Source organism: Lentibacillus sp. Marseille-P4043 (assembly GCF_900258515.1).
GTDB lineage: Bacteria > Bacillota > Bacilli > Bacillales > Amphibacillaceae > Lentibacillus_C.
In genome coordinates, this window is the sequence record NZ_LT984884.1 from 1643326 (window position 1) to 1667641 (window position 24316).

Sequence of the window (24316 nt, forward strand, 5' to 3'; positions counted from 1 at the left end):
TTTCCGCGAAAGTGTAAAACATAATCTTTCTTTCTATTTTCGTCAATATATGGAAATAGGCAATCAGACGGTTATGTTGAAATTGTTAGTTGATATTTGGAATCATTAGTTCATAAGAAAGGGATGATCATTTGGATAAAATAGAACAATTTAAAGTAGCGGTTGTCCAGGCTGGTTCAGAGGTGATGGATAAGGAAAAAGGGGTTAAAAAGGTAATTAGATTAATAGAAGAAGCTGAGGAAAATAATGCAAAAATCATTGTTTTTCCAGAGGCTTTTATACCGGCCTACCCACGTGGAATGTCGTTTGGCGCGGTAGTTGGGAGTAGAACGAGTGAAGGAAGAAGAGATTTTTACAATTATTGGAACAACTCGATCACAGTACCGGGCCCTGAGACTGAGCAAATCGGTAAGGCTGTAAAAAAGGCAGGAGCATATGCTGTGATCGGGGTCATTGAAAAAGATGATGATGACGGCCAAGGAACTCTTTATTGCACGGCATTATTCTTTGGCCCTGATGGAAAATTACTAGGAAAGCATAGAAAATTAAAGCCGACCGGTTCGGAACGATTAATCTGGGGCGAGGGTGACGGTAGTACGATGCCTGTTTTTGATACACCGTACGGAAAAATTGGCTCGCTAATTTGCTGGGAAAATTATATGCCACTTGCCAGAACCGCGATGTATGCGAAAGGAGTTCAAATCTATATTGCCCCAACAGCAGATGCCCGTGATACTTGGTTTGCATCCATGAGGCATATTGCTGCAGAAGGAAGATGTTTTGTTCTATCGTGCAATCAGTACATGACCAAGGAAATGTTCCCAGAAGAAATAGCCTCCCGCGATGAATTTAAAAAATTGCCCAATGAATTAACACGGGGTGGCAGTTGTATAGTTGATCCTCTAGGTGAATATATAGCTGAGCCTGTTTTTGGTGAGGAAAAGATAATTTATGGTGATATTAATTTGGGAAAAATAGCAGAGGGTAAATTTGACTTTGATGTAGTTGGACATTATTCGCGGCCGGATATTTTCAAGTTGTCTGTGAATGAAAAAAAGCAAGATAATGTGGATTGGAATGAGGGTGATAAGTGATTAATTAACTTAAATTGGAGCAAAATAATCCCCGGCTGTGGATGCGGGGATTATTTGTTGTGCTGTAATTTGGCAGTGGAATGAGTTGTTTTCTGTATTTATAACATGAACCTTAATCGGATAGATGGTCTTGATAATAGTGATGTTTTACTAGGAAGTATGGGACTCCAATAAGTGGAAGTGTTAATCAAATGAAATGCGGGGTTGGAAAATTTGTTGTAAACATGCGTTCGATCACACTTAATTCGTACTGTTTTCCCGCAAAATTTTTCCTGATACGAATTATTTAGTACTTTTGAAGTGAAAGGAGGAATAATTATAAATAGAAAGAGGTAACTGGGGGGCGGTATGGATGGTTTAAATCATTTGTGACTTTGAGGCGGGGATAGGGTACTGTTACAATCATTTTTATAGTGGCTTTTTATGAAATACATAACATAGGATCTTCCTGGAGACATAACGAAGAATGGAAGTAATGAATGAGGAAAAACTAAAATATGAACAATATCGGAAATGGTGATTGGCAGTGCTCACTATTTTGGACAAAGATCCTGTCGCTTTGTCCCTCAATTTATGCAAGGGGGGATAGTTTTGGAGATAGCGAAGAAAGGAAAAAAGTTTTGGACGATTATTGTGGCCATTGCAGTTGTCATTTTAGTAGTAATTGGATTTGTTGGTAATAAAATAGCTGAATCAAAACAAGCAAATAAACAGGTAGTTAATTTAGAAAATGATTTAGAAAAAGAGCGTGCAAAAATTGAAGAGTTAAAAACCAATCTTGAAAAAAAGAACGGACAAATCGCTGAATTAGAAGCAAAGGTGGAAGAGGCAGAACCTTGGTTTGAAATGTCTAAAAAGGAACAAGAGAGAAAAATAGCGGAAGAGAAGAAAAAGCAGCAAGAAGAAAAAGCGGCCGCTAAGAAAAAAGCAGAAGAGGAGGAAAAAGCAAGATTAGCTGCAGAGGAAGAGGAAAGAAAAAAGCAAGAAGAAAAGGAAAAGAAAGGTTATGAAACTGGTATTACATTTGACCAGCTTGCGAGAACACCAGATGATTATAAAGGAAAGAAAGTTAAATTTTCCGGCAGGGTGGTGCAGGTAATAGAAGGAGATGGTTTGACTGTTCAATTAAGAATTGCAGTAAACGATGACCATGACAAGATTATCTATGTAGAGTATGATTCAAGCATTGTTGATTCTAGAATATTGGAAGATGATCAGATAACTATAATGGGATTATCAGCAGGTTTACTTACTTATGAGTCAACTCTGGGTGGAGATATAACTATCCCGGCAATTGTTGTTGATAAAATCGAACAATAAAGGGATAGAGTTTGATGTGGGTCGTCCTTGTTAAAGCAATTATTCCGCCTGAGCTTGTCATCGCCAATTTTAAATAAAGAAAAGCGAATCCCCACCTACTTATAGTTGGGGATTCTATGATGTGGGACACGGGGACAGGTTGAGGTCACTGAAAAATCCAGTTTACAAAAATGAAGAGCATACTAAACACAATATATAGATGCTTACATTTAACAACTTCACTAAATATAGTGGTTTGTTCAATGTGACTTTTTAAAGTGATTACTTTTTCAGTGGCCTCGGACAGGTTAGGTGTCCCACTCTGTTGGTATATTAGGACGATTGACCTGTCTACGTTTTCCGCCACTAACTAACTGGGACAAGAGACCTGTCCCCGCGTCCCGCCCTGTACCCCATGTCTTCCGCACCTTTGTTTGGGAGGAAACTGTCCCCATGTCCCATCCGTCTCGTCCCAGGAACCGACCATACGTCCTAATTATCTAAATATTAAGATGATTATTATTAATCATGAAATAGTTTGTCTATGCCTCTATAATAGAGTTATTAATCTATTAGGAGGTATGTTTGTTGAAGAAAAAGTATATTGTTCCTGCCGTTCTATCATCTGCTCTATTAGCAAGTTCTGTCTCTATGAGTAATGTTTTGGCAGCGCCACAGGAGTCTAGTGTATCTAGTAGTGTACAAGCTCAAAAGGAATGGAACCAAAAAGCGAATGTCCCTATTTTTGTGAAGGAAAAGTTTGCAGAGAAACATTCTGCTAGTAATGCATCCAATGCACTAAATTATTTGGGTAAAAACGAGGAAAAGATTGGGATTAAGAATCCAAAGAAAAATTTAAATGTAAAAAGTGTCCAGGAAGATGATCTGGGAATGACGCACGTACGCCTTAAGCAAACAAAAAATGGAGTACCCGTAGAAGGTGCTGAAGTTATTGTCCATTATAATAAGGATAACGAGATTGTTGCAGTAAACGGACATCATAACAAAGAAGTGGAAGGGGCTACTATTGACACAAAAGCTTCTGTTTCAGCTGACCAAGCTTTACAAGCGGCCAAAACATCAGTGAATGCACCAGAAAAATTAACCTACACACCTACTACAGATCTTGTTGTATATCCATTTACGGGAAAAAATAGTTTGGCCTATAAAATCAATGTTAACTTCCTAGGAGACGAACCCGGTAACTGGTTTGTTTTCGTTGATGCTAATACAGGGGAAGTAATTGATCAATACAATGCGTTATTACATGCTAATGAGATCAAATCGAAGGCGCATAAAAGTGTTGGGGAAGGGGTACTTGGCACACTACGACATTTGAATACAACAAAAGAAAAATTGCCTAAACAAGGTACTACATTTAAATTATATGATGAATCCCATGAGAATCTAGAAGGCATTTATACGTATGACTTTAATACGGGCAAGGTTTTTGAAAACAAAAGTGCTTCGTGGAAAGATGAATATCAAGGACCGGCTGTAGATGCCCACTACAATTCGGAAAAGGTCTATGAGTATTACCTTAATGAGCATGGGCGTAACTCGCTTGATGGTGAAGGAATGGCTATTAAATCATATGTTCACTATGGCAATGATTATAACAACGCATTCTGGAATGGTCGATACATGACGTATGGCGATGGTGATGGTGAGTATATGGTACCGCTATCAGCCGGTCTCGATGTAGCTGCCCATGAAATGACGCATGGTGTTATCACACATACGGCAAATTTAAACTATCGCTTCCAATCCGGTGCACTAAACGAATCATTTGCTGACGTATTTGGTACACTCATCGATGAAGATGACTGGGAAATGGGTGAAGACATTATGGCGCCAGCTGCAAAAGAAGATGGAAGAACAGCATTACGCAGCCTAAGCAACCCGGATCAATTTGAAGTATCTGGCGAAAGAGCTCAATATGGAGACGGAAGGTACCCGGAACATATGGATGAATTTTACAACATGCCATTATCAGTTGACAATGGTGGAGTCCATGTAAACTCGTCTATTACCAACCATGCCGCATACTTGATTGGCGAGCAAATTGGCAAGCAAAAACTTGGACAGATATACTATCGGGCAATATCTACTTATTTAACACCAACTTCCGACTTTAGCGACGCCCGAAAAGCCATCGAACAATCAGCAACTGACATTTACGGAGAAAACAGCCCCGAATTCACAGCAGTCACCAACGGATTCGACCAAGTAGGAATTTACTAAGAGGTTCTGGGACATGGGGACAGGTTAGTTGTCCCACCCCTAAACCCACGTTTACCGGGGGATTGCGCTGGGACAACTAACCTGTCCCTATGTCCCAAGCTACACCCCGCGCCACTCCGGCAAATCAGGCTGGGACAAGAAACCTGTCCCCATGTCCCACTCTTTTACTGATGTTATGAAGCTCATTACTAGTGGTGAGAGGTAGCGGTTTTTGTCGTGTGCTAGGTAAACGGTTCTGGAGATGGTTGAATCGTCAATTCGTTTGATGCTGCAGCTGGTCTTTTTGGAATAGTGGGCATAGTTTTCTGGGATAATGGTAATTCCTAAATTGTTTTCCACCAAACTGCAGCATGTTTCAAATCGCTCAATCTCAAATTGAATATTTAAATCGACACCAGATTTTTTGAACGCATTTAAAATATCAGTTCTTGTTTGGAAGCCTTCTTTACTAACAATAAAATCTTCCCCTTCAAAATCCGTCAACTGGAGGCAATCTTTATTTTCTAAATAATGATTAGGAGGGAGAAGTGCCACTAAGTTTTCCTTATAAATAGGTATTGTTTCGATATCCGAATTATGAATGTATTGATTTGTAATGGCTACGTGAATATCGAAATTATTCAACGCCTTTTCCACATCGTCCAGACTCAATGTTTCCAGTAAACGAACGCGAACCTTGGTAAACTCTTGCTTAAAAACGGATAAGATCTTTGGCACGAAAAACATCGATGATTCGATCAGTCCGATTGACAGTTCTAGCGGGCCTTCTTCTTTTAATCGACGCATCTCATCGGATACATTTTCATAATGCTTCAGCAGCTTTTTTGCTTCCTGATACATTATTTTTCCTTCCTTGGTAATCTGGATATGTCGAGAGGTTCGATCAATTAAAGGAAAGCCGACTTTATCTTCTAATCTTTTCATTGCAACACTTAATGATGGCTGGGAAATATGAAGCACATTAGCAGCCTTGGTAAATGTTGATTGATCCACGATTGCAACGAAATACTGTAAATGTTTGATATCCACCATTTGACCTCCTATAGACAAAAACTATTGAAACATAACAAATAAGTATTTGTATTTATAGTATAGACTAATTATAATATTATACAAAGAAAATAAATTCTGAATTTTATTACAGAATAAAAAGCAAGGGTGGTAACTATCTATAAATTGTCGAACACAAATCTTTGGAGCGGGAGAATTGATGGCGTGGATGCAACTGATTTACGCTTCCATCAAATCGTTCAACTCCAAACTATGGATACGATAACAAAAAATGAACCTGCTTTTGCAATGATAGGATTTGCAAGTGATGAAGGGGTTAGGCGAAATAAAGGGAGAATTGGAGCCCGCCTTGCCCCTGATGAAATTAGAAAGCAGCTGGCAAAACTGCCGTACAATCTCAACCATGATAGAAAAGTTTTCGATTATGGCGACGTTATTTGTGAAAACGATCAATTGGAAAAAGCACAAGCAGAATTAGGGGAGAACGTTCACAAATTATTACTTCATTCCACAATTCCAATCATTCTTGGCGGCGGCCACGAAACATTGTACGGGCATTATGTTGGGGCAAGGACATATGCAGGGGATGACAAGACAATCGGCATTATAAATATTGATGCACATTTTGATTTGCGCAGCGATGCATTGCCTTCTTCGGGAACGATGTTTAGACAAATTTTGCAAAATGATGATAATGCAGGATATTTATGCTTGGGGATTCAGCGGTTTGGCAATACGACAGCTTTATTCGAAACAGCGGCAGAGTATAACTGCCAATACGTCCTTGAGGAAAATATGAATCTGATGAACATCCAAAACACGTTTGAAAAAATCGATGAATTTGCAGAAAAGTACGATTACATTATCATGACATTGTGTACGGATTCGATCATGGCCTCAGCAGCACCAGGCGTGAGTGCGCCATCACCACTTGGTTTGGATCCGAAAATAGTAAAAAAATTGCTGACGTACACTGCCGCAAAGGAAAACACCATAAGTTTTGATATATCTGAGGTAAACCCAAAAGTTGATGAAGATAATAAAACAGTGCGCTTGGCCGCGTATTTGGTTGCGGAAACGATGAAAAGTTTTAGCGAAAAAGAACAACGATAACAGTTAGGAATGGGAGATGGTTGGATGGTTACAAAGGCGAATAGTAAGGTGGCACAATATCGCGGAACAGAGCTTCATACGAAAGGGTGGCTTCAAGAAGCGGCTTTAAGAATGTTGAATAACAACTTGAATGCAGAAGTGGCGGAAAATCCTGATGAACTAGTCGTTTATGGCGGAATCGGAAAAGCTGCACGGAATTGGGAATGTTATGAGGCAATTGTAAGAGAGTTGAAGACGTTAGAGAACAACGAAACATTACTCGTTCAATCTGGTAAGCCTGTTGCTGTATTTCGTACCCATAAAGACGCGCCAAAAGTATTGATCGCTAACTCTAACTTGGTGCCGGCATGGGCAAATTGGGAGCATTTTAACGAGTTAGATCAGAAGGGCTTAATGATGTATGGGCAAATGACCGCGGGCAGCTGGATTTATATCGGGAGTCAGGGGATTTTGCAAGGAACCTATGAAACGTTTGCGGAATGTGCAAGACAGCATTTTGCAGGTAGTTTAAGAGGAACGATTACAGTTACAGCAGGCCTTGGTGGTATGGGTGGTGCACAACCGTTAGCTGTCACGTTGAATGAAGGCGTTTGCATTGCGATTGAAGTCGATCAGCATCGGATTGACCGCCGTTTAGAGACAAATTATCTAGATACACAGACAGATAGTTTGGATGAAGCTATTAAACTGGCAAAAGAAGCCCGCAACGAGGGAAAAGCGCGTTCCATTGGATTGTTAGGAAACGCAGCTGAATTACTGCCAAAAATGATAGAAAAAGGCTTTATCCCAGATGTGCTAACGGATCAGACATCATCACATGATCCACTTAATGGGTATGTGCCAGTTAATATGTCACTTTCAGAAGCGGCGGATTTGCGAAAAAAGGACCCGGACAACTATTTGAAACGTTCCAAACAGAGTATTGCCCGTCATGTTGAGGCAATGCTTACCATGCAGCAAAAAGCGTCCGTAACATTCGATTACGGGAACAACATACGTCAGGTTGCAAAAGATGAAGGGGTCGAGAATGCGTTTGACTTCCCTGGTTTTGTACCGGCTTATATCAGGCCGCAGTTTTGCGAGGGCAAGGGGCCATTCCGCTGGGTAGCACTATCTGGTGATCCGGAAGATATCTATAAAACGGATGAAGTGATTTTAAAAGAATTCAGCCACAATGAATCTTTATGCAAATGGATTCGAATGGCACGGGAGAAAGTCAGCTTTCAAGGATTACCGTCCAGAATTTGCTGGCTTGGCTATGGAGAACGTGCGCGGTTCGGCAAAATTATCAATGACATGGTTGCGAGTGGCGAATTAAAAGCACCAATTGTGATCGGGCGGGACCATCTTGATTCCGGTTCAGTTGCATCCCCAAACCGTGAAACAGAAGGAATGAAAGATGGAAGTGACGCGGTTGCCGATTGGCCAATATTAAATGCGCTTATCAATAGTGTTGGCGGGGCCAGTTGGGTAAGTGTCCATCACGGTGGCGGCGTTGGCATGGGGTACTCGCTGCATGCTGGTATGGTAATTGTAGCGGATGGCACAAAAGATGCGGAAGAACGTCTGGACAGAGTGTTAACAACAGATCCTGGTATGGGCGTAGCAAGACACGTCGATGCAGGATATGAACTTGCTGAGGAAACAGCGCGGGAGAAAGGGGTTACGATCCCGATGTTGAATAAAGGAGAATAAGACAGTGGGACATGGGGACAGGTTAGTTGTCCCGGTCCGGTTTGGCGGTGTGGCGCGGGTTTGCGCGTGGGACAAGAGACCTGTCCCCACGTCCCAGCGCCACACCAAACCCGCGTCTCACTTTAAATCGGAGAGGTGATTTTAATTGCGAGAGAAGTTGTTGAAGGATTATGATGAGGCTTTTGACTATGATGGCGTTTCTGGAAAACGGTTGGCTTCGAGGTTGGACGAGTTGGCTCAAATTGGATTGACGAAGGATAATGGCTCAAATCGTCCAGGTTTTTCGAGGGAAGAAAAGGAAGCCAGGGAGAAGGTGTCTGGCTGGATGCGGGAGGCAGGCTTGGAGGTCCATGAAGATGGGGCCGGAAATATTTTGGGTAGAATGGAAGGCAAAAACAATAAACTGCCGGCAATTATGAGTGGGTCCCATGTTGATAGTGTACCGAATGGCGGGCATTTTGATGGGGTACTCGGTGTGTTAGCTGCACTGGAGGTTGTGGAAGCGTGGAATGCAACTGGTCACCAACCGGAAAAGCCGTTTGAGGTGGTTATTTTTACGGATGAAGAAGGTGCCCGTTTTAATGGTGGTTTAAACGGCAGTGAGGCAATGATTGGAAAAGGTGATATGGACAAAAAGTTACAACTCGTTGATAAGGATGGCATGCGTTTCGCTGAGGTTTTGGCGGATGTAGATCTTAGTGTCGACGGTTATCAAGCGGCAAAACGAAACATGGATGAACTTGATCTATTTGTTGAGGTACATATTGAGCAAGGAAAACGACTGGAAAAAGAAAATTTACCGTGTGGAATCGTAACAGGGATTGCAGGCCCGTGTTGGTTAGAGTTCACCATATTAGGTGAAGCAGGGCATGCCGGAAACACGCCGATGGATGACCGACACGATGCGCTCGTTGCTGCAAGTGAATTTATTTTTGAGATTAATAAGCTGCCGCGCCAAATAAATGATTCCGCTGTTGCGACGGTGGGGAGGCAATTTGTCGAACCGAATGGAGTGAATGTCATACCAGGCCAAGTTAAGTTTTACGTTGACATTCGCGATATTCATCGTGTGACAAGGGATCAATTGGTGGACCGTGTGTTGACTTTGGGTGAAAAAATTGCAGATAAACATCACGTTGAGGTGGAGTACACGGAGAAAATGCGAGTGGAGCCAGTTCCTATTAAAGAAGAAATACAACAAATTTTAGAGCATTCCTTCCAAGAAAAAGGAATCAGACCCTACAAACTGTCAAGCGGTGCCGGACATGACGCAATGATTATCGGCGAAAAACTCCCCATTGCCATGCTGTTTGTCCGAAGCAAAGCAGGCATCAGCCACAACCCAGCAGAATGGTCCAACCTGAACGACTGCATCCAAACCGTACACACACTAAAAACCTTTATAGAAAAGTGGGACATGGGGACAGGTTAACTGTCCCAGTCCAAAATGCCGTAGTGGCGTTGGTTAGAGGGTGGGACAAGAAACCTGTCCCCACGTCCCACCCAGAATAGTAATATTTATTTTTTGTTGGGGTTTTTTCTTTGAATACGCTAGTGCATGTGGGGTTAGGTGTTTTTATGAGAAAATCTATGGGCAAAAACTGATTTTCACCTGTATATATAAGATTTTGCCTTTTTGACTTTTGCTTGGTTAATCGTTATGTTTAGCATAATCACAGCCAACTGCAAATCCTCTAATATAATCTCCTACTGCTGCATATGAATGGCTTTTCTTGCTAATTGATCTGCATGGTTATTTTTCTTTTCTGGTATCCATTTGATAAAAAAATGCGGAAATGCGCTTGCTTCAGTCCGAATTTTCTCAAGGTAAGGAAGAAAAGTTTGGTTCTTTGTGAAATCTTTTTCGACCACATCCACAACTATTCGAGAATCAGATCGAAAGGAGAGTATTTCATCCGGAAAGCGTTCTTTGCATATCTGTAATGCTTTTAAAACCGCTTCAAATTCAGCTTCATGATTAGATAGGATCCCTAATGGAAAGCTGTATTCATATATGTTCCCACTTGCTTTAATATAAATCCCTGCACCACTATTTCCGGGGTTCCCGCTAGCAGCCCCATCTGTATAAACTTCAATCAACGGTTTAGCTCCCCTTTATTTTCTAGATTTTAGTAGATTATAACAGTTTTGTGATAAACCTGCATTTTCATTTGGAAAAGCCCCTATTGCGCGCTTTACAAAAATTGATGCATTTTTATTAAGCAAAATTATCCCCGAGGTGATTTTTAAATGACAAGAATACCTAGAAGAAAAAGTACGAACGGTATATATCACATCATGCTGCGAGGAATTAATAGACAAACCATTTTTGAAGATGATGAAGACAAGTTAAGGCTTTTATCAACAATTAAGAGATTCAAAGGAAAGGATAGCTTTGAACTCTTTGCTTACTGTTTGATGGATAATCACATTCATCTGTTAATAAAAGAGGCGGAGGAATCGATTTCGAAAACAATCCAAAGAATCAGTGCAAGTTATGTGTATTGGTACAACAACAAATATGAACGCTTTGGGCATTTGTTTCAGGAAAGGTTCAAAAGTGAAAATGTGGACACGATTGCTTATTTCTTCACCGTTTTGCGATATATCCATCAAAACCCCGTCAAGGCCGGAATAGCAAATAATGCTTTTGCGTGTGAATGGACGAGCATACATGAGTATTACGGCCGCGCTAATTTAGTTACTGTTGATTTCGTGTTCCAATTGATCTCCCCCAACAGAAATAAAGCCACCCAATTGTTTACCGAATACATGTTAGCAACAAATGATGATGAATGTCTGGACAATGATGTGAAAGTGAAGCGATCAGATAGCGAAGTCAAGCGGCATCTAGCAAACTTAGGGATTCCCAATAATACCGTTCTGCAGCAGATGGAAAAACAAAAAAGAAATAAAATCATCTCAGAACTCAGAGGATTAGAAGGCATAACAATCAGACAACTAGCCAGAATAACAGGCATATCCAAAAGCGTCATCCACCGCATCCAATAGAGGCGGGACATGGGGACAGGTTAGCTGTCCCAGCCGCCAAGCCTGCCACTACGCCAATTCCGCCTGGGACAAGGAACCTGTCCCCATGTCCCAGTGATTATGTGTGGGTTTTTTGGGGTATATAATTAGTGTGGGTATTTTAGTGATGAAGGAGTGGATGGTATGGCGACATATACGATTAAGTTACTGAAAAAGGAAATGGTTGCGAATGATACGATGGCTTTTCACTGGGAAAAACCAGATGGATTCGAATTTAGAGCGGGGCAGTTTGGTGATTTTACCTTAATTGATCCAAGCGAGACTGATGAAGAAGGAAATACGAGAGCTTTTTCATTTGTATTTGCCCCGAGTGAGGATGAATTGGTCACTGCGACTCGTTTGCGTGACTCGGCATATAAACGGGTGCTGAAAGATTTGCCAGTGGGCAGTGAAGTGAAGTTTGATGCACCACATGGTAATTTTACCCTGCATAAAACCGAATCAACACCTGCAGTTTTTCTCATTGGTGGTATTGGTATCACACCTATACGAAGCATGATTGCAGAAGCGACATTTCAAAAGACATCACATGATATGACATTGCTTTTTTCCAATAAAACTCCGGAAGATGCACCATTTCAATCTGATTTGGAGGACTTAGCTGAAAAAAATCCTAATTTTAATTTTGTACCTGTCATGACACGAACGGATTCTGGTGAATGGAGTGGTGAAATTGGCCACATTGATGCTGACATGTTAAAAAGGCATGTTTCCGATATTAGTAAACCAAACTATTATCTAGCTGGTCCTGCTGATATGGTTCAAGCAATGCAGAAAATGCTGATAGAAGCTGGAGCCAATGAAGACAATATTCGGGCAGAGGAATTTTCGGGATATTAAGTGGAAGTGTATTGCAAAAAATAAAAATAACATAAGTGCTACAAATGCCACAGAATTTTACTCTGTGGCATTTTGTATGTTTAATATAATAGTGAAAGGAAGCTAGCCTGGACTATTTAACGTCCTACAAAGATTAATAGCTGGGACGTGGGGACAGGTTAGCTGTCCCAGCCGCCAAGCCTGCCACTACGCCAATTTCGTCTGGGACAAGGAACCTGTCCCCATGTCCCACTGTTGCAGTTGTCACGGCCTGTCTTCTAATCTCTTAAGGCGCACAAAAAATTCGTCCTGGGCATAAATTGAGAGTGAATGAAATAGCAGGAGGTTATATAACAATGTATCCATATATGTATTATCCGTATTTAATGTATTATCCGTATTTAATGTATTATCCGTATTTAATGTATTATCCAGTAAGGAATGAAGCGGGGCGGGCATATGCGGAAATAAGGGGCAGTGAGCTAGCACCCAATTTAAGAGGTTATGTTACATTTACGGATGTCCCGCATGGTGCGGAGGTATCGGTTGAATTATTCGGATTGCCAGATTATAAGCCGGCAGTGGGAAATCAAGCACCCGTAGGACCGCATGGATTTCATATTCATGAAAATGGGGATTGTGGAGTTGGCGATAAGACAGACCCTTTCAAACAGGCAGGAGGTCATTGGAATCCTAAAAATCAGCCACATGGCCATCATCCGGGTGATTTTCCAGTTCTGTTTTCCAATAATGGGTATACAAGAATGTCCTTTTTCACGGATAGATTCAAAAGTAAAGATGTGATCGGAAAGTCAGTAATCGTTCATCAAAATCCAGATGATTACCGATCACAACCATCAGGAAACGCCGGAAAACGAATAGGCTGCGGTGTCATTAGGGGGTATTAAATTGAGACATGGGGACAGGTTAGGTGTCCCACCCGCCAAACGCGCCATGACGCCAATCTTGCCTGGGACAAGGAACCTGTCCCCGCGTCCCATCGCACAACCCGCGCCCCGCCTGGCACAAGGCCTGGGACAAGAAACCTGTCCCCATGTCCCCCACCACCTAGGCGAAGAGGTGGGTGCTGTGGACGTGGAGTTTGGCTTTTGGGTCGATTAGGGTTTTGGCGTGGTTGACGGCGATGGTTGCTTCGCCGAATCCGGTGGCGATCAGTCTTGGTTTGCCGTCATAGGTACATACATCGCCTGCTGCAAAGATGCCTGGGATGTTTGTCTCCATTTTTTGATTGACGTAAATCGCGTTTTTGGATGTTTCAATTCCCCACGTTTTTAATGGTCCGAGTGATGTTACAAATCCGTAATTCACAATGAGGTCATCCACATCAAGTAAATGCGTCTGCTCCCCTTTTACTTCCTGGATTAATACCTGTTCAATTGTTTCATCACTGCCAATTAACTTGCTTGCTTCATATGGTGTTTTTATATCAACACTAGAGTTCTCAAGTAAAGAAATACTATGTTCATGTGCACGGAATTTATTGCGGCGGTGAATCAATGTCACATGCTCAGCGATGGGCTCCAGGGCTAGTGACCAATCAACTGCTGAATCACCACCACCGCAAATTAATACCCGGCGATCCCTGAAATTCTCCAACTCTTTGACGAAATAATGGAGATTCCCATTTTCATATTCCTCTGCTCGATCCACCTTCAATTTGCGCGGCTGAAATGCGCCGGCCCCAGCCGTAACAATGATACTTCTGGAATAATAGGTATTGGTTGCTGTCACCAATTCAAATGTACCATCCTCTAGTTGAATGACATCTTGAACAGATTCATTCAGATGGATTGCAGGGGAAAATGTCCTTGCCTGCTTATCTAATTGATCCACAAGGTCCTTCGCTTTAATATTTGGAAAACCTGCCACATCATAAATGTATTTATCTGGATAAAGCGCAGCCAATTGCCCGCCAACTTCCGGCATGCTGTCAATAATCTGAACAGACGCATTTCGCATCCCGGCATAAAACGCAGTAAATAGGCCAACAGGACCAGCACCGATTATCGTAATATCACGTAATTCTTCTTTTGACATTCCAATCATCTCCTTTTCATCTTGTCATAATGGTTGAAAAAATCCGTTCCGTTCTCCGGCATTCCCAAGATAAATAAAGTGGAGGATAAAGGCCGCATTCCCAAAAATCGCAGCTAAACCTCTACCGCTCCCCCAAAAGCATTATTCAAATTTCGTCGGATCCCCATCAAATGCCTCTTCCGCCATCTTGATGGAATTAGTCGGACATCCTTCAAAGGCATCTTCCAAATCCTCTTCAAATTCTGGATCCACAGGTTTATTGCCGACATTATCATCACCGATATAATATGAAAGACCTTCATCATCATCGTAGTCAAACAGATTAGGCGCCGCTGCCCCGCAGGCCCCACAGGCAATGCACGTCTCTCTGTTCACAATTGTATACATGGCCATCAAATCACTCCTTTTTATATTTGTATGACGTTATTTAAACGATGTTGTTATTTTTATTATATAAATAGTACAAAAATTAAAAAATGTTGTCAACAGGAGAATAGGAAAAATATAAATGGATCCTCTTCTAAGGCATGCCAAAATTGATTTACGCGCGATAAAATATATTTAAAGATTCTAAATAGTGTTGACACAAATAAACCATATCGATATTATTATAGATAACGAATTTGTAACGTTACTATTATTAAATGTAATGCAAAGGGGAGATTACATGATTTTTAATGAAAAAGTGGAAACATTAGAGAGGAGTAAAATGGAAGCGCTTCAGTTAGAGAAATTGCAGGAAACGGTGAATCGTGTGTATACGAATGTTGCGTTTTATCGGGAAAAGTTTTCTGAATTAGGAGTAGAACCAACGGATATTCAGTCGTTAGAAGATATTAAAAAGCTGCCTTTTACCGTCAAAAAAGATTTGCGAGATCATTACCCATTCGGTTTATTCGCAACGCCAATGGAGGATGTTGTTCGATTGCATGCTTCTTCAGGGACTAGTGGGAAGCCGACAGTTGTTGGATATACAAAGACTGACATCGAAAATTGGGCCGAAATTGTCGCACGTTCGATTGCGGCTGCAGGTGGCCATCGTGATGATGTGCTGCATAATGCGTATGGGTATGGCCTGTTTACTGGTGGGCTTGGAATTCATCATGGCGGAGAAAAGCTTGGGATTACGACTGTACCAGTTTCTGGCGGTAATACGAAACGACAGATGCTGCTGATTGAGGATCTTAAACCGAAAGTGATCTGCTCCACTCCTTCTTATGCGTTACATATTGCAGAAAAAATGGAAGATGAAGGGCTTGATCCAAGGAATACAAGCCTGGAATACGGTATTTTTGGTGCGGAACCATGGTCAGAGGAAATGAGAAAAACATTGGAAGAAAAAATGGGAATCAAAGCGATGGATATTTATGGACTTAGTGAAGTTGTCGGGCCGGGCGTTTCCATTGAATGTGTCGAGGAACAGGATGGGCTCCATATTCAAGAGGACCAGTTTTTTGTCGAGATAATTGATCCGGATACACTCGAACCGCTGCCAGATGGGCAATACGGGGAGCTTGTATTTACAAGTTTAACCAAAGAAGCACTTCCGATCATCCGTTATCGCACAGGAGATATTGCTGCAATCACACGGAAAAAGTGCAGCTGTGGACGAACAACAGCCCGGATGACACGTGTCAAAGGCCGAATTGACGATATGCTCGTCATTCGCGGTGTTAATGTTTTTCCATATGAAATGGAGCGATCTTTACTCCAAGTGAAAGAACTGACTCCACATTACCAATTGCATTTACATAAAAAAGGGCAATTGGATGCGGTGGAATGAAGCACTTCCGATCATCCGTTATCGCACAGGAGATATTGCTGCAATCACACGGAAAAAGTGCAGCTGTGGACGAACAACAGCCCGGATGACACGTGTCAAAGGCCGAATTGACGATATGCTCGTCATTCGCGGTGTTAATGTTTTTCCATATGAAATGGAGCGATCTTTACTCCAAGTGAAAGAACTGACTCCACATTACCAATTGCATTTACATAAAAAAGGGCAATTGGATGCGGTGGAATTATGTGTGGAAGTCGCTGATGATATTTACGTAAAGTGCCAGCAAGATATGGAGCACGTGAGAATAGCTGAAATAAAACAGCGGGTGAAGAAACTAATTAAGCAGGAATGTCTCGTCACGGTAGATGTCGATGTACTTCCGCCAAAATCAATACCACGGTCAGAGGGAAAAGCAGTACGTATTGTCGATCAACGAGTAAAACAAACCGTAAAATAAAAGACGTTGTTACTAAGGACATGATGCGGCATCGGTGATTTGATAAAAAGAACCGCACGGGCGATGGCACCTGAACTCGTGCCATAACCGCTGAAACTCAGTCGACGGAGCGCGCAACTCGTGCCATAACAGCCGGAACTCAGTCGATGAAGCGCACAACTCGTGCCATAACCACCAGAACTCGGTCGACAGGTAGCTCAACTCGTGCCATAGCCACCGGAACTCGGTCGACAGGAGCGCCAACTCGTGCCATAACCGCATGAACAGGAAAGATCAGGCATATAAAAATAAAAACGCAGGCACTCGTCCCTAATAAAATAAAAAATCAGAGGAGTTATCGATTCATGGCTACACAGTATAAAATGAGTGATTTTCACAAGGTTGCAGATCAAAAAATGGCGCCACCGCCGTGTGATGATACGATGCAAATTACGGTGCTTGAATCGTATGACGGGGTTGCCCGTGGAACATGGCATGTGGATCATCGCTATATCAATGGGATTGGTGTGGCGATGGGAGGTTTTTCATCTGCTGCGGCGGATATTATGATGGCCTATGCGATTGCCTCTAAATTGACCGATCAATACGGGTTTGCATCCATTGATTTGGATACAACTTTTCATCGGCCCATTTTAGAAGGTGACGTGGACATAACGGCGAAAGTAGAACGGCTTGGCAAGACGCTTGCTTATGTGGTTACCGAGCTAACGCAGAATAACAAAAAAGCAGCAACATGTGTATCTTCTATTCTCATTAAAAATTTGGAGCAATAAAGGAGGACTTTATAGATGATTTATCGTTTTAATGAACATGAACCGGATATTCATGATACGGTTTTTATTGCGGATGGTGCGAGGGTGATTGGCGATGTGACGATCGGTGCCGAATCCAGCATCTGGTTTAATGTGGTGCTTCGAGGTGATGAAGGGCCGATCCGAATTGGTGAGCGCTGCAATATCCAGGAAAATAGCATGTGTCATCTGTACGAACAGTTCCCGTTAACATTGGAAGATGAAGTTTCCGTCGGCCATAACGCAATTGTCCATGGATGTACGCTGCGAAAGGGGGTACTTGTCGGCATGGGGGCAACCGTTTTGGACGGCGCAGAAATAGGGGAGTACTCGATTATCGGTGCCAATAGCCTTATTCCGTCGGGCAAAAAAATTCCACCGCGTTCACTTGTCATCGGATCACCTGGTAAAGTCGTGCGCACGTTGACAGATAAGGACATGGAAATGATTGAAGAAACGATTACAACCTACGCGAATAAAGGCCAGGCATTCCGGCAAAAAGAGATCTTTGAAAAAATTCGCTAATGGAAAAATACACGAAACATGACGATAGCACGCTAGAAATTAGCGTGCTATCTGTGTTTATCCGAACTAACGGAAGGTGCCTGTGCGGTTGTACGATGTGCAAGCGATGTGAGCACACTCCCTCACGAAATGAAATCCCTTATTTATTCTCACTCTTTATTTTTCCCATTTCAAAAACAGACTCAAAAAAGCGTGTCGCGGGCTTCTGCAGCAATTGATAATAGTCGGCAAACAGGGAAGATGCAGAATCCCCGAGCCATTTTGCTGGTAAAAGCTCTTCTGGTAGATTTGGGTCAATGAATAGGAACTTTCGGAACTGGTGAACTAACAATGCACATTCTACAAAACAGCTTCCCTCACTCATTTCCCCTTTTTCAATTTTGTTTTTGTCGATCACATATTTTTGGCTGTATTCCTGAATGAATTGGGAGTAGCGCTCATTCACATCATCAATATCCCAACACTTCGTCACCAAATCTTCGTTGCTGCTCATCCCTTCATATGTGGAGCGGAAAAATGAAACATACTCCCCGATCTCATACTTTGTTACCAAGCGATTGATTTGTTCTTCCAACGGGTTTGGTGTAATCCAGCAGCTGTTAGAGAGAAGACCAAATCCGCTCCAGACTAACTCTTTACGCAGTTCATCACGCAAATGGCGCTTTTCCTCAGGGATGGTATAGACAAGCATTCGCCATTTGCCGTCCCATGAAGGTGATTTCGATTTGTAAATTCTTTTTGATGCTTCTTCCATCCGAGCTTTTCCGTCTTCTGTTAATGAATAATAGCTTTTGTTGCCAACTTTTTCAGATTGTACCCATCCTTGTTTGTTCATACGAGAAATGGCAGCGCGTACGGATTGTTCATTATGACCAAATTCCTCGAGCAGTCGGATCAAACTGCCAATCCAAATCGCATTACCATAATGACGTATGTAATCCCCATACAAAGTAAAAATCATGGAACGTGTATTAAATTGTTTATCCATTTGATTATCCTTTCTAGTGTATTTTCTTGTTGATGTGATATCTTTTTTGTTTTGAATCCTTCATAGAATGTTGTTGTCTTAAAACATGTAGTTGATAGAACGCTGAAACTGAATTAAGAAGTTATTCTCCCGCCGTTCCGGAAAGCGAAGTATATTTCCGTAGCGGTGAAAGAGCACCAATCATCGTCTCAGATAACGTGTCGCAGTAATCTTCTATGTCAAAAACAACAATCTTCCAAGAAAACAGGCTAGGTTATAAAAACGTAATAGTAAAATTTGTATTAAAAATAAACTGAAAATACAAATATGCATCTTAAATAGTATCGACTTTTCAGGTTTCTGTCAATTCCAATGCGATTAATTTGGAGATAAGTACCTCACAAGCAGACCGTATACACGTAGACTCCTGGGGGAGGAAAGGCATCGGTGAGACCCCGCAGTGCGTTAGCACGAGGAGGCTCTCCAGCCGCCCCCGGAAAGCGTAGTGTATACGGGCTGCGGGTTAGATAGCAGCAATTATGTGCGAGAGCATCCTTAATATTTAAATTATTAGAAAAATCATCTTGAACATTATATAACGGTTTGATATAATGACGTTAATAAAACGTGATGGGGAGTTGTCAAAATGTATAATTATATTCCCGATACAGATTCTGTGATGAGCACGTATTCTGGAGAGGATCAGGAAAAATACGACGCTTTTATGGCACGCATTAACGCGGGGGAAAAAATTGAAGCGGATGATTGGATGCCGGATGATTATCGACAAGCATTAATCAAACTTATTTCCATGCATGGTATTAGTGAAATTATGGGGGCGTTGCCGGAGAAGGAATGGGTTCCAAAAGCGCCAACATTGAAACGCAAGCTTGGCATTATGGCGAAAGTACAAGATGAAATGGGGCATGGCCAATTGCTGCTTCGTGTGGCGGAGGATTTAATGAAGCCATACGGAAAAACGAGAGAAAATTTAATGGAAGATCTATTAAATGGAGATTTGAAGTTTCATAACGTTTTCCATATGCCAACAAAAACATGGGCTGATGCCGGAATGGTTGGCTGGATGGTCGATGGAGCGGCAATCATTTCCCAAACGAATATGCTTGATGCTTCTTATGGTCCATACCAACGGGCGCTTCAGCGGATTTGCGCCGAGGAGGTTTTCCACGCCCAACATGGGGAGTCAATCATTATGGCGTTGGCTGAAGGGACAAAAGAGCAACGGGAAATTTTGCAGGAATCGCTTAATCGCTGGTGGCCTTCCTTGTTGATGTTTTTCGGGCCGTCGACAGCGGAAACTACCGGATCTTCCAAGCAGGATATTATGATTAAATACCGCATTCGTAAAAGTAATAATGAAGAACTGCGCCAGGCATTTTTGGATAAATATTTGCCGCGAGCATTTTCACTTGGATTGACCGTTCCAGATGACACGGTTCATTACGACAAAGAAGCTGAAAAGTGGGTTTACCAAGAACCAGATTGGAAGGAATTCAAACAAATCATTGCCAATAAAGGTCCAAAGTCAAAGGATCGGTTGCGGTTACGGGAAATTGCTTATGAGAAAAATCGCTGGGTAAGGCAGGCATTAGCGCCACAAGTAGTCGGTTCGTAACATTTTTCAGGTAGATGACGGGGGCAGTACCCCGATAGCATAATAGATTGATTTTGGAAGGGGAGGTATGACAATGCAGGATGAAGCAAATTTTTATCAAGAATATGAAGTGTTTAGCAAGCGCAGTGCCAAGGCATCCGTTCAGCATCAATTCAGTTTGTTGGCACCAAATGACGAGATGGCGATGGTGATGGCTCAGGAAAACTTTATGCGTCGTGAGGATGTGCTTGATGTATGGGTTGTACCACGAAATAAAATTCGTTCCATGACAAGTGAGGAACGCGAAACATGGACGAAGCGACTTGATAATAAAACATATCGGACGACAAAAGGATATGGCTATTTACGGAAAAAATGGCGGGAAAAAGAACAAGGGATGTTGGATGAAAAAGAGATTATGTCTTGGAAAGAGGTGAAAAAGTCATGACGAAACGAATCGAGACAGCTGAAGAAGCAAAGCAAAATAAAGCATATCTGGAAGCATTGACAGAACTGATCTATCAATTAGCGGATGATGATTTCATCGTTTCCTTTCGAGGGTCAGAGTGGCTTGGTTTGGCACCACATATTGAGGAAGATGTTGCTTTTTCATCGATTACGCAAAATACGATGGGGCACGCGGCAATGTATTACGATCTTTTAGAGGAACTAGGGGAAGGGCAAGCAGATGTCCTTGCACATGAACGTACGGGAAATGAGCGGCGGAATGCAGTTTACTTAGAAAAACGAAATGGCGATGGCTCCTATCTGGATGAACCATATTTCGATTGGGCGTTGACCGTTGTTCGTCATTATTTTTATGAAGTATTGAAGAAAACTAAATTGGAAGCAATCAGCCAAAGTTCCTATGTTCCACTAGCGAATATCGCGCAAAAAGTATTGATGGAACAGCCTTATCATTTGGCACATTGGAAACTATGGATACAGCAATTGCAACAATCGGGTGAAGATGCTCAATCCCGCATCCACGCACGAATTGTGGAGGCATGGCAAGAGTTTGGGGATGCACTTGAACTAGGGGAGAAAGCCGATGCGATGGTAAAACACGAGTTGGTTGCAAGTGAAGCATTTTTGAAAAAACAATGGCAACAGGAAGTAGAAACTATTGTTACATCTGTGCCTGAATCGCCCCTCGGCAAACAACTGGGGAATGGCAGAAATAAGGAGCATACGGCAGATCTTGACCAAGCGATCAAAACGTTTGCCGAGGTGTACGAAAGCGATAAGGAAGCCGTTTGGTAAGGAGATCGGAAATCGAGAAAGGTAGTTTGCTGGTTAGAAAGTATGCAATCATGCCTTTCTAAGGAAATTTAACCGGGTTCATATAAGGGGGGATTTCATGCAGGAAAAGCAGTGGAAAGAGGAAATTCTTGCTGTGCTTAAAACAGTCGATGATCCAGAGCTCCCATCTGTTAGCGTGTTTGATCTTGGGATGATCCATGAAATAGAACGGAAGCAAAATCACATTGCGATTACGATGGTGCCAACGTTTGCGGGGTGCCCTGCCCTTGATATCATTGAGCAACATGTAAAAAAAGCAGTCGAGGCGTTGGAGTGGGTTGCGGAATGTGAGGTAACATTTTCTTTTCAGCATCAATGGTCAACAGATGCGATCACGGAAACAGGGAAGGAAAATTTGAAAAAACACGGCATCGCCCCGCCACCGGAAAATTATCGACCTGGGGAAGAATGGACGGTGAATTGCCCGTATTGTGATTCAGCCTACACATCGATGGAAAATGTGTTTGGCCCAACTGCTTGCCGTAGTATTTTATATTGCATGACATGCAGGAATCCATTTGAGGCGATGAAACCAGTAGTGAAGCATACGCTCACATCATAAAGGATATTTTAGGCAGAATTGAAACCGCATTCATTACAATTGAAGGAGAGAATTTTTACAATGGCAAAATTAATAGCTTTGTATAAACAACCGGAGGATCAAGCGAAATTTGATGAACATTATTACAATGTGCACACACCAATTACCAAAGAAATCCCAGGATTAAGAGAAATGAACGTTACAAAAATTGTTGGGTCACCAATGGGAAAAAGCGATTATTATTTGCTTTGCGAAATGATTTACGATGACCAGGAATCACTAAAAAAAGCAATGAAAACAGATGAAGGCAAGGCATCAGGGAAAGATGTCATGCAATTCGCTGGTGATATTGTCACATTGATGATCGGTGAGGAAGTCGATGGTTAATCGTTCCTATATAAAGGTTTTTGTTGAAAATGGTGTTGGGGTGATTCAGCTTGATCGTCCTCAAGTTGCCAACGCATTGAATCGGGAAATGGTTGATGAAATTGTTGCGGAAACAGAAGCTTTTGACCGGGATGAATCCGTTCGCGTCATTGTGGTGAAAGGCAATGACAAGGCATTTGCAGCGGGTGCGGATATTGAGGAAATGCTGGAAGATACGCCATTATCCATGGAGTTGTTAGACCCGTTCGCGGTGTGGGATCGGCTGACTAGAATCAAAAAACCACTGATTGCTGCGGTGAATGGATTTGCGTTGGGTGGCGGATTTGAGTTAGCACTTCACTGTGATCTAATTATTGCTGGCGAAACTGCTCAATTCGGTTTTCCTGAAGTGAAATTAGGTGTCATGCCCGGTGCTGGTGGGACACAGCTTTTAACGAAGGCAATGGGGAAGCGAAAAGCATTGGAATGGATTTGGTTTGGAGCCTCCATGTCTGCAAAAGAAGCCATGAATCATGGTGTTATCAATCGTGTTGTCGCACCGGAAATGCTTGAGGAGGAAACAATGAACATGGCGAATCAATTAGCAAACCAAGCACCAATTTCCGTTCGTCTGATTAAGGAAGCAGCGGGTAAAGCTGAGGAATTATCGCTGCTTGACGGGATGAAACTGGAGCGGAAAAATTTTTACTTAACGTTTGACTCACAAGATCAAACAGAAGGCATGCAAGCGTTTATGGAAAAACGATCCCCTTCTTTCAAAGGAGTGTGAGCAAATGGGAGCGCGTGATTTTCAAACCATTATGTATCAGCAAGAAGATGGTATCGCAACCATCATGTTAAACCGACCGTCAGCTTTTAATGCCTTTACAGCTGAAATGAACAAGGAAATTATCCAGGCTTTGAAAGTGGCGAGCAAGGATGATGACGTCAGGTGCATTGTTTTTACGGGAAACGGCAAGGCATTCTGTGTGGGCGAAGATCTTGGCGGCGTTGATGAACATACGAACCATGCTACTTTTCTAAGGGAACGTTACCATCCGATGATGAAGGCGATAAAAAATGTGCCAAAGCCCATTGTGGCAGCGGTCAATGGTACGGCTGCAGGTGCAGGGATGAGTTTAGCGTTGGCAGCAGATTTCAGGCTCGTTCAGCCGAGGACCAAGTTTGTCAGTGCGTTTATGAACATTGGTCTGTTACCTGATTCTGGGTTTATGTATGTGTTGCCCCGTTTAATCGGATATGCGAAAGCACTTGAAATAGCGGTATTAGGAAAACCCATCTCAGGGGAAGAAGCGGTAAAACTTGGGCTGGCTACAGAAATGATCGATGTGGATGATTGGGAAGAAAAAGTTCATACATTTGCAACGACCATGGCTGGACTGCCGACAAAAGCCTTTTCCTTAATCAAGCGTTACATGATGGACGGGATGCATCTTCCGTTTGACGAAGCGCTGGAACAAGAAGCGCAAGCACAGCGTATTGCGGGGATGTCCGATGATCATCAAGAGGGATTACAGGCGTTTAAGGAAAAGCGCAGTCCCAATTTTACCGGCAACTAAGTGGA

General features: G+C 42.3%; 23 protein-coding genes and 2 pseudogenes. 20 read left to right on the forward strand and 5 right to left on the reverse strand.

Going from position 1 to position 24316, the window contains the following annotated elements:
* Positions 1-140 precede the first annotated feature (140 nt).
* The 3 genes from C8270_RS08065 to C8270_RS08075 all read left to right on the forward strand — a co-directional run bounded on the left by C8270_RS08065 (position 141) and on the right by C8270_RS08075 (position 4637).
* Entirely contained in the window at positions 141-1094 is a 954-nt protein-coding gene (locus C8270_RS08065; protein WP_442785826.1) for a carbon-nitrogen hydrolase family protein, read from the forward strand.
* A 591-nt stretch (positions 1095-1685) separates the two neighbouring features.
* Positions 1686-2414 (forward strand): toxin regulator, encoded by a 729-nt coding sequence (locus C8270_RS08070; protein WP_234028519.1) that lies wholly within the window; start codon positions 1686-1688, stop codon positions 2412-2414.
* 567 nt (positions 2415-2981) lie between these two features.
* Positions 2982-4637, forward strand: a complete 1656-nt coding sequence (locus C8270_RS08075; protein WP_106496338.1) for a M4 family metallopeptidase — start codon at positions 2982-2984, stop codon at positions 4635-4637.
* A 99-nt stretch (positions 4638-4736) separates the two neighbouring features.
* On the opposite strand, the gene C8270_RS08080 is transcribed toward C8270_RS08075, so the two are convergent.
* Positions 4737-5666, reverse strand: coding sequence for a LysR family transcriptional regulator (locus tag C8270_RS08080; RefSeq protein WP_106496339.1), 930 nt, complete (start codon positions 5664-5666; stop codon positions 4737-4739).
* Positions 5667-5795: 129 nt separating this feature from the next.
* Between C8270_RS08080 and hutG the strand changes: the two genes are divergently transcribed.
* From hutG to C8270_RS08095, 3 genes are all read left to right on the forward strand, one after another.
* Positions 5796-6761 carry a formimidoylglutamase gene (hutG, locus tag C8270_RS08085; protein ID WP_106496340.1) on the forward strand — a complete coding sequence of 322 codons (966 nt, stop codon included), beginning with the start codon at positions 5796-5798 and terminating at the stop codon, positions 6759-6761.
* Between the two features lie 24 nt (positions 6762-6785).
* Complete coding sequence (gene hutU, locus C8270_RS08090) at positions 6786-8456, forward strand: urocanate hydratase (protein WP_106496341.1); 1671 nt, start codon at positions 6786-6788, stop codon at positions 8454-8456.
* Positions 8457-8601: 145 nt separating this feature from the next.
* Positions 8602-9888 (forward strand): Zn-dependent hydrolase, encoded by a 1287-nt coding sequence (locus C8270_RS08095; RefSeq protein WP_106496342.1) that lies wholly within the window; start codon positions 8602-8604, stop codon positions 9886-9888.
* A 275-nt stretch (positions 9889-10163) separates the two neighbouring features.
* Here the strand turns inward: C8270_RS08095 and C8270_RS08100 are convergent, their stop codons facing one another.
* The gene (locus C8270_RS08100; RefSeq protein WP_106496343.1) at positions 10164-10556 is read right to left on the reverse strand and encodes a ribonuclease HI family protein; all 393 of its coding nucleotides are present in this window, start codon (positions 10554-10556) and stop codon (positions 10164-10166) included.
* A 150-nt stretch (positions 10557-10706) separates the two neighbouring features.
* Between C8270_RS08100 and C8270_RS08105 the strand changes: the two genes are divergently transcribed.
* The 3 genes from C8270_RS08105 to C8270_RS08115 all read left to right on the forward strand — a co-directional run bounded on the left by C8270_RS08105 (position 10707) and on the right by C8270_RS08115 (position 13234).
* Positions 10707-11468, forward strand: coding sequence for a transposase (locus C8270_RS08105; RefSeq protein WP_106496344.1), 762 nt, complete (start codon positions 10707-10709; stop codon positions 11466-11468).
* A gap of 162 nt (positions 11469-11630) precedes the next feature.
* Positions 11631-12347, forward strand: a complete 717-nt coding sequence (locus tag C8270_RS08110; RefSeq protein ID WP_106496345.1) for an FAD-dependent oxidoreductase — start codon at positions 11631-11633, stop codon at positions 12345-12347.
* 335 nt (positions 12348-12682) lie between these two features.
* Positions 12683-13234, forward strand: a complete 552-nt coding sequence (locus tag C8270_RS08115) for a superoxide dismutase family protein (RefSeq protein ID WP_442785794.1) — start codon at positions 12683-12685, stop codon at positions 13232-13234.
* Positions 13235-13394: 160 nt separating this feature from the next.
* Here C8270_RS08115 and C8270_RS08120 read toward each other — a convergent pair whose 3' ends face one another.
* Both C8270_RS08120 and C8270_RS08125 read right to left on the reverse strand, forming a co-directional pair.
* On the reverse strand, positions 13395-14384 hold the full coding sequence (locus C8270_RS08120) for an NAD(P)/FAD-dependent oxidoreductase (protein ID WP_106496346.1): 990 nt from the start codon (positions 14382-14384) through the stop codon (positions 13395-13397).
* A gap of 141 nt (positions 14385-14525) precedes the next feature.
* Positions 14526-14777 (reverse strand): ferredoxin, encoded by a 252-nt coding sequence (locus tag C8270_RS08125; RefSeq protein ID WP_106496347.1) that lies wholly within the window; start codon positions 14775-14777, stop codon positions 14526-14528.
* A gap of 274 nt (positions 14778-15051) precedes the next feature.
* Here C8270_RS08125 and C8270_RS08130 point away from each other — a divergent pair.
* The 4 genes and pseudogenes from C8270_RS08130 to C8270_RS08145 all read left to right on the forward strand — a co-directional run.
* Positions 15052-16164: pseudogene (locus tag C8270_RS08130) on the forward strand (phenylacetate--CoA ligase family protein); the annotation flags it as partial.
* Between the two features lies 1 nt (position 16165).
* Positions 16166-16624: pseudogene (locus C8270_RS20450) on the forward strand (phenylacetate--CoA ligase family protein); the annotation flags it as partial.
* Positions 16625-16968: 344 nt separating this feature from the next.
* Positions 16969-17397 (forward strand): PaaI family thioesterase, encoded by a 429-nt coding sequence (locus C8270_RS08140; RefSeq protein ID WP_106496350.1) that lies wholly within the window; start codon positions 16969-16971, stop codon positions 17395-17397.
* 15 nt (positions 17398-17412) lie between these two features.
* Positions 17413-17940, forward strand: a complete 528-nt coding sequence (locus C8270_RS08145; protein WP_106496351.1) for a gamma carbonic anhydrase family protein — start codon at positions 17413-17415, stop codon at positions 17938-17940.
* Positions 17941-18079: 139 nt separating this feature from the next.
* Here the strand turns inward: C8270_RS08145 and paaX are convergent, their stop codons facing one another.
* Positions 18080-18928, reverse strand: coding sequence for a phenylacetic acid degradation operon negative regulatory protein PaaX (gene paaX / locus C8270_RS08150; protein ID WP_106496352.1), 849 nt, complete (start codon positions 18926-18928; stop codon positions 18080-18082).
* 625 nt (positions 18929-19553) lie between these two features.
* On the opposite strand from paaX, the gene paaA reads away from it, so the two are divergent.
* The 7 genes from paaA (at position 19554) to C8270_RS08185 (ending at position 24311) form a co-directional block, all read left to right on the forward strand.
* Positions 19554-20543, forward strand: coding sequence for a 1,2-phenylacetyl-CoA epoxidase subunit PaaA (gene paaA / locus C8270_RS08155; protein WP_199794660.1), 990 nt, complete (start codon positions 19554-19556; stop codon positions 20541-20543).
* A gap of 73 nt (positions 20544-20616) precedes the next feature.
* Positions 20617-20970, forward strand: coding sequence for a 1,2-phenylacetyl-CoA epoxidase subunit PaaB (gene paaB / locus C8270_RS08160; RefSeq protein ID WP_106496353.1), 354 nt, complete (start codon positions 20617-20619; stop codon positions 20968-20970).
* Positions 20967-21785, forward strand: coding sequence for a 1,2-phenylacetyl-CoA epoxidase subunit PaaC (gene paaC / locus C8270_RS08165; protein ID WP_106496354.1), 819 nt, complete (start codon positions 20967-20969; stop codon positions 21783-21785). Before paaB ends, paaC begins: the two co-directional genes overlap by 4 nt.
* Before the next feature lie 97 nt (positions 21786-21882).
* On the forward strand, positions 21883-22386 hold the full coding sequence (paaD, locus tag C8270_RS08170) for a 1,2-phenylacetyl-CoA epoxidase subunit PaaD (RefSeq protein WP_106496355.1): 504 nt from the start codon (positions 21883-21885) through the stop codon (positions 22384-22386).
* Positions 22387-22446: 60 nt separating this feature from the next.
* Positions 22447-22752: an EthD family reductase gene (locus tag C8270_RS08175; protein ID WP_106496356.1), complete on the forward strand. Its 306-nt coding sequence runs from the start codon at positions 22447-22449 to the stop codon at positions 22750-22752.
* Positions 22745-23521 (forward strand): enoyl-CoA hydratase/isomerase family protein, encoded by a 777-nt coding sequence (locus C8270_RS08180; RefSeq protein ID WP_106496357.1) that lies wholly within the window; start codon positions 22745-22747, stop codon positions 23519-23521. The genes C8270_RS08175 and C8270_RS08180 overlap by 8 nt, the downstream gene beginning before the upstream one ends.
* 4 nt (positions 23522-23525) lie before the next feature.
* Complete coding sequence (locus C8270_RS08185) at positions 23526-24311, forward strand: enoyl-CoA hydratase/isomerase family protein (protein ID WP_106496358.1); 786 nt, start codon at positions 23526-23528, stop codon at positions 24309-24311.
* Positions 24312-24316 lie beyond the last annotated feature (5 nt).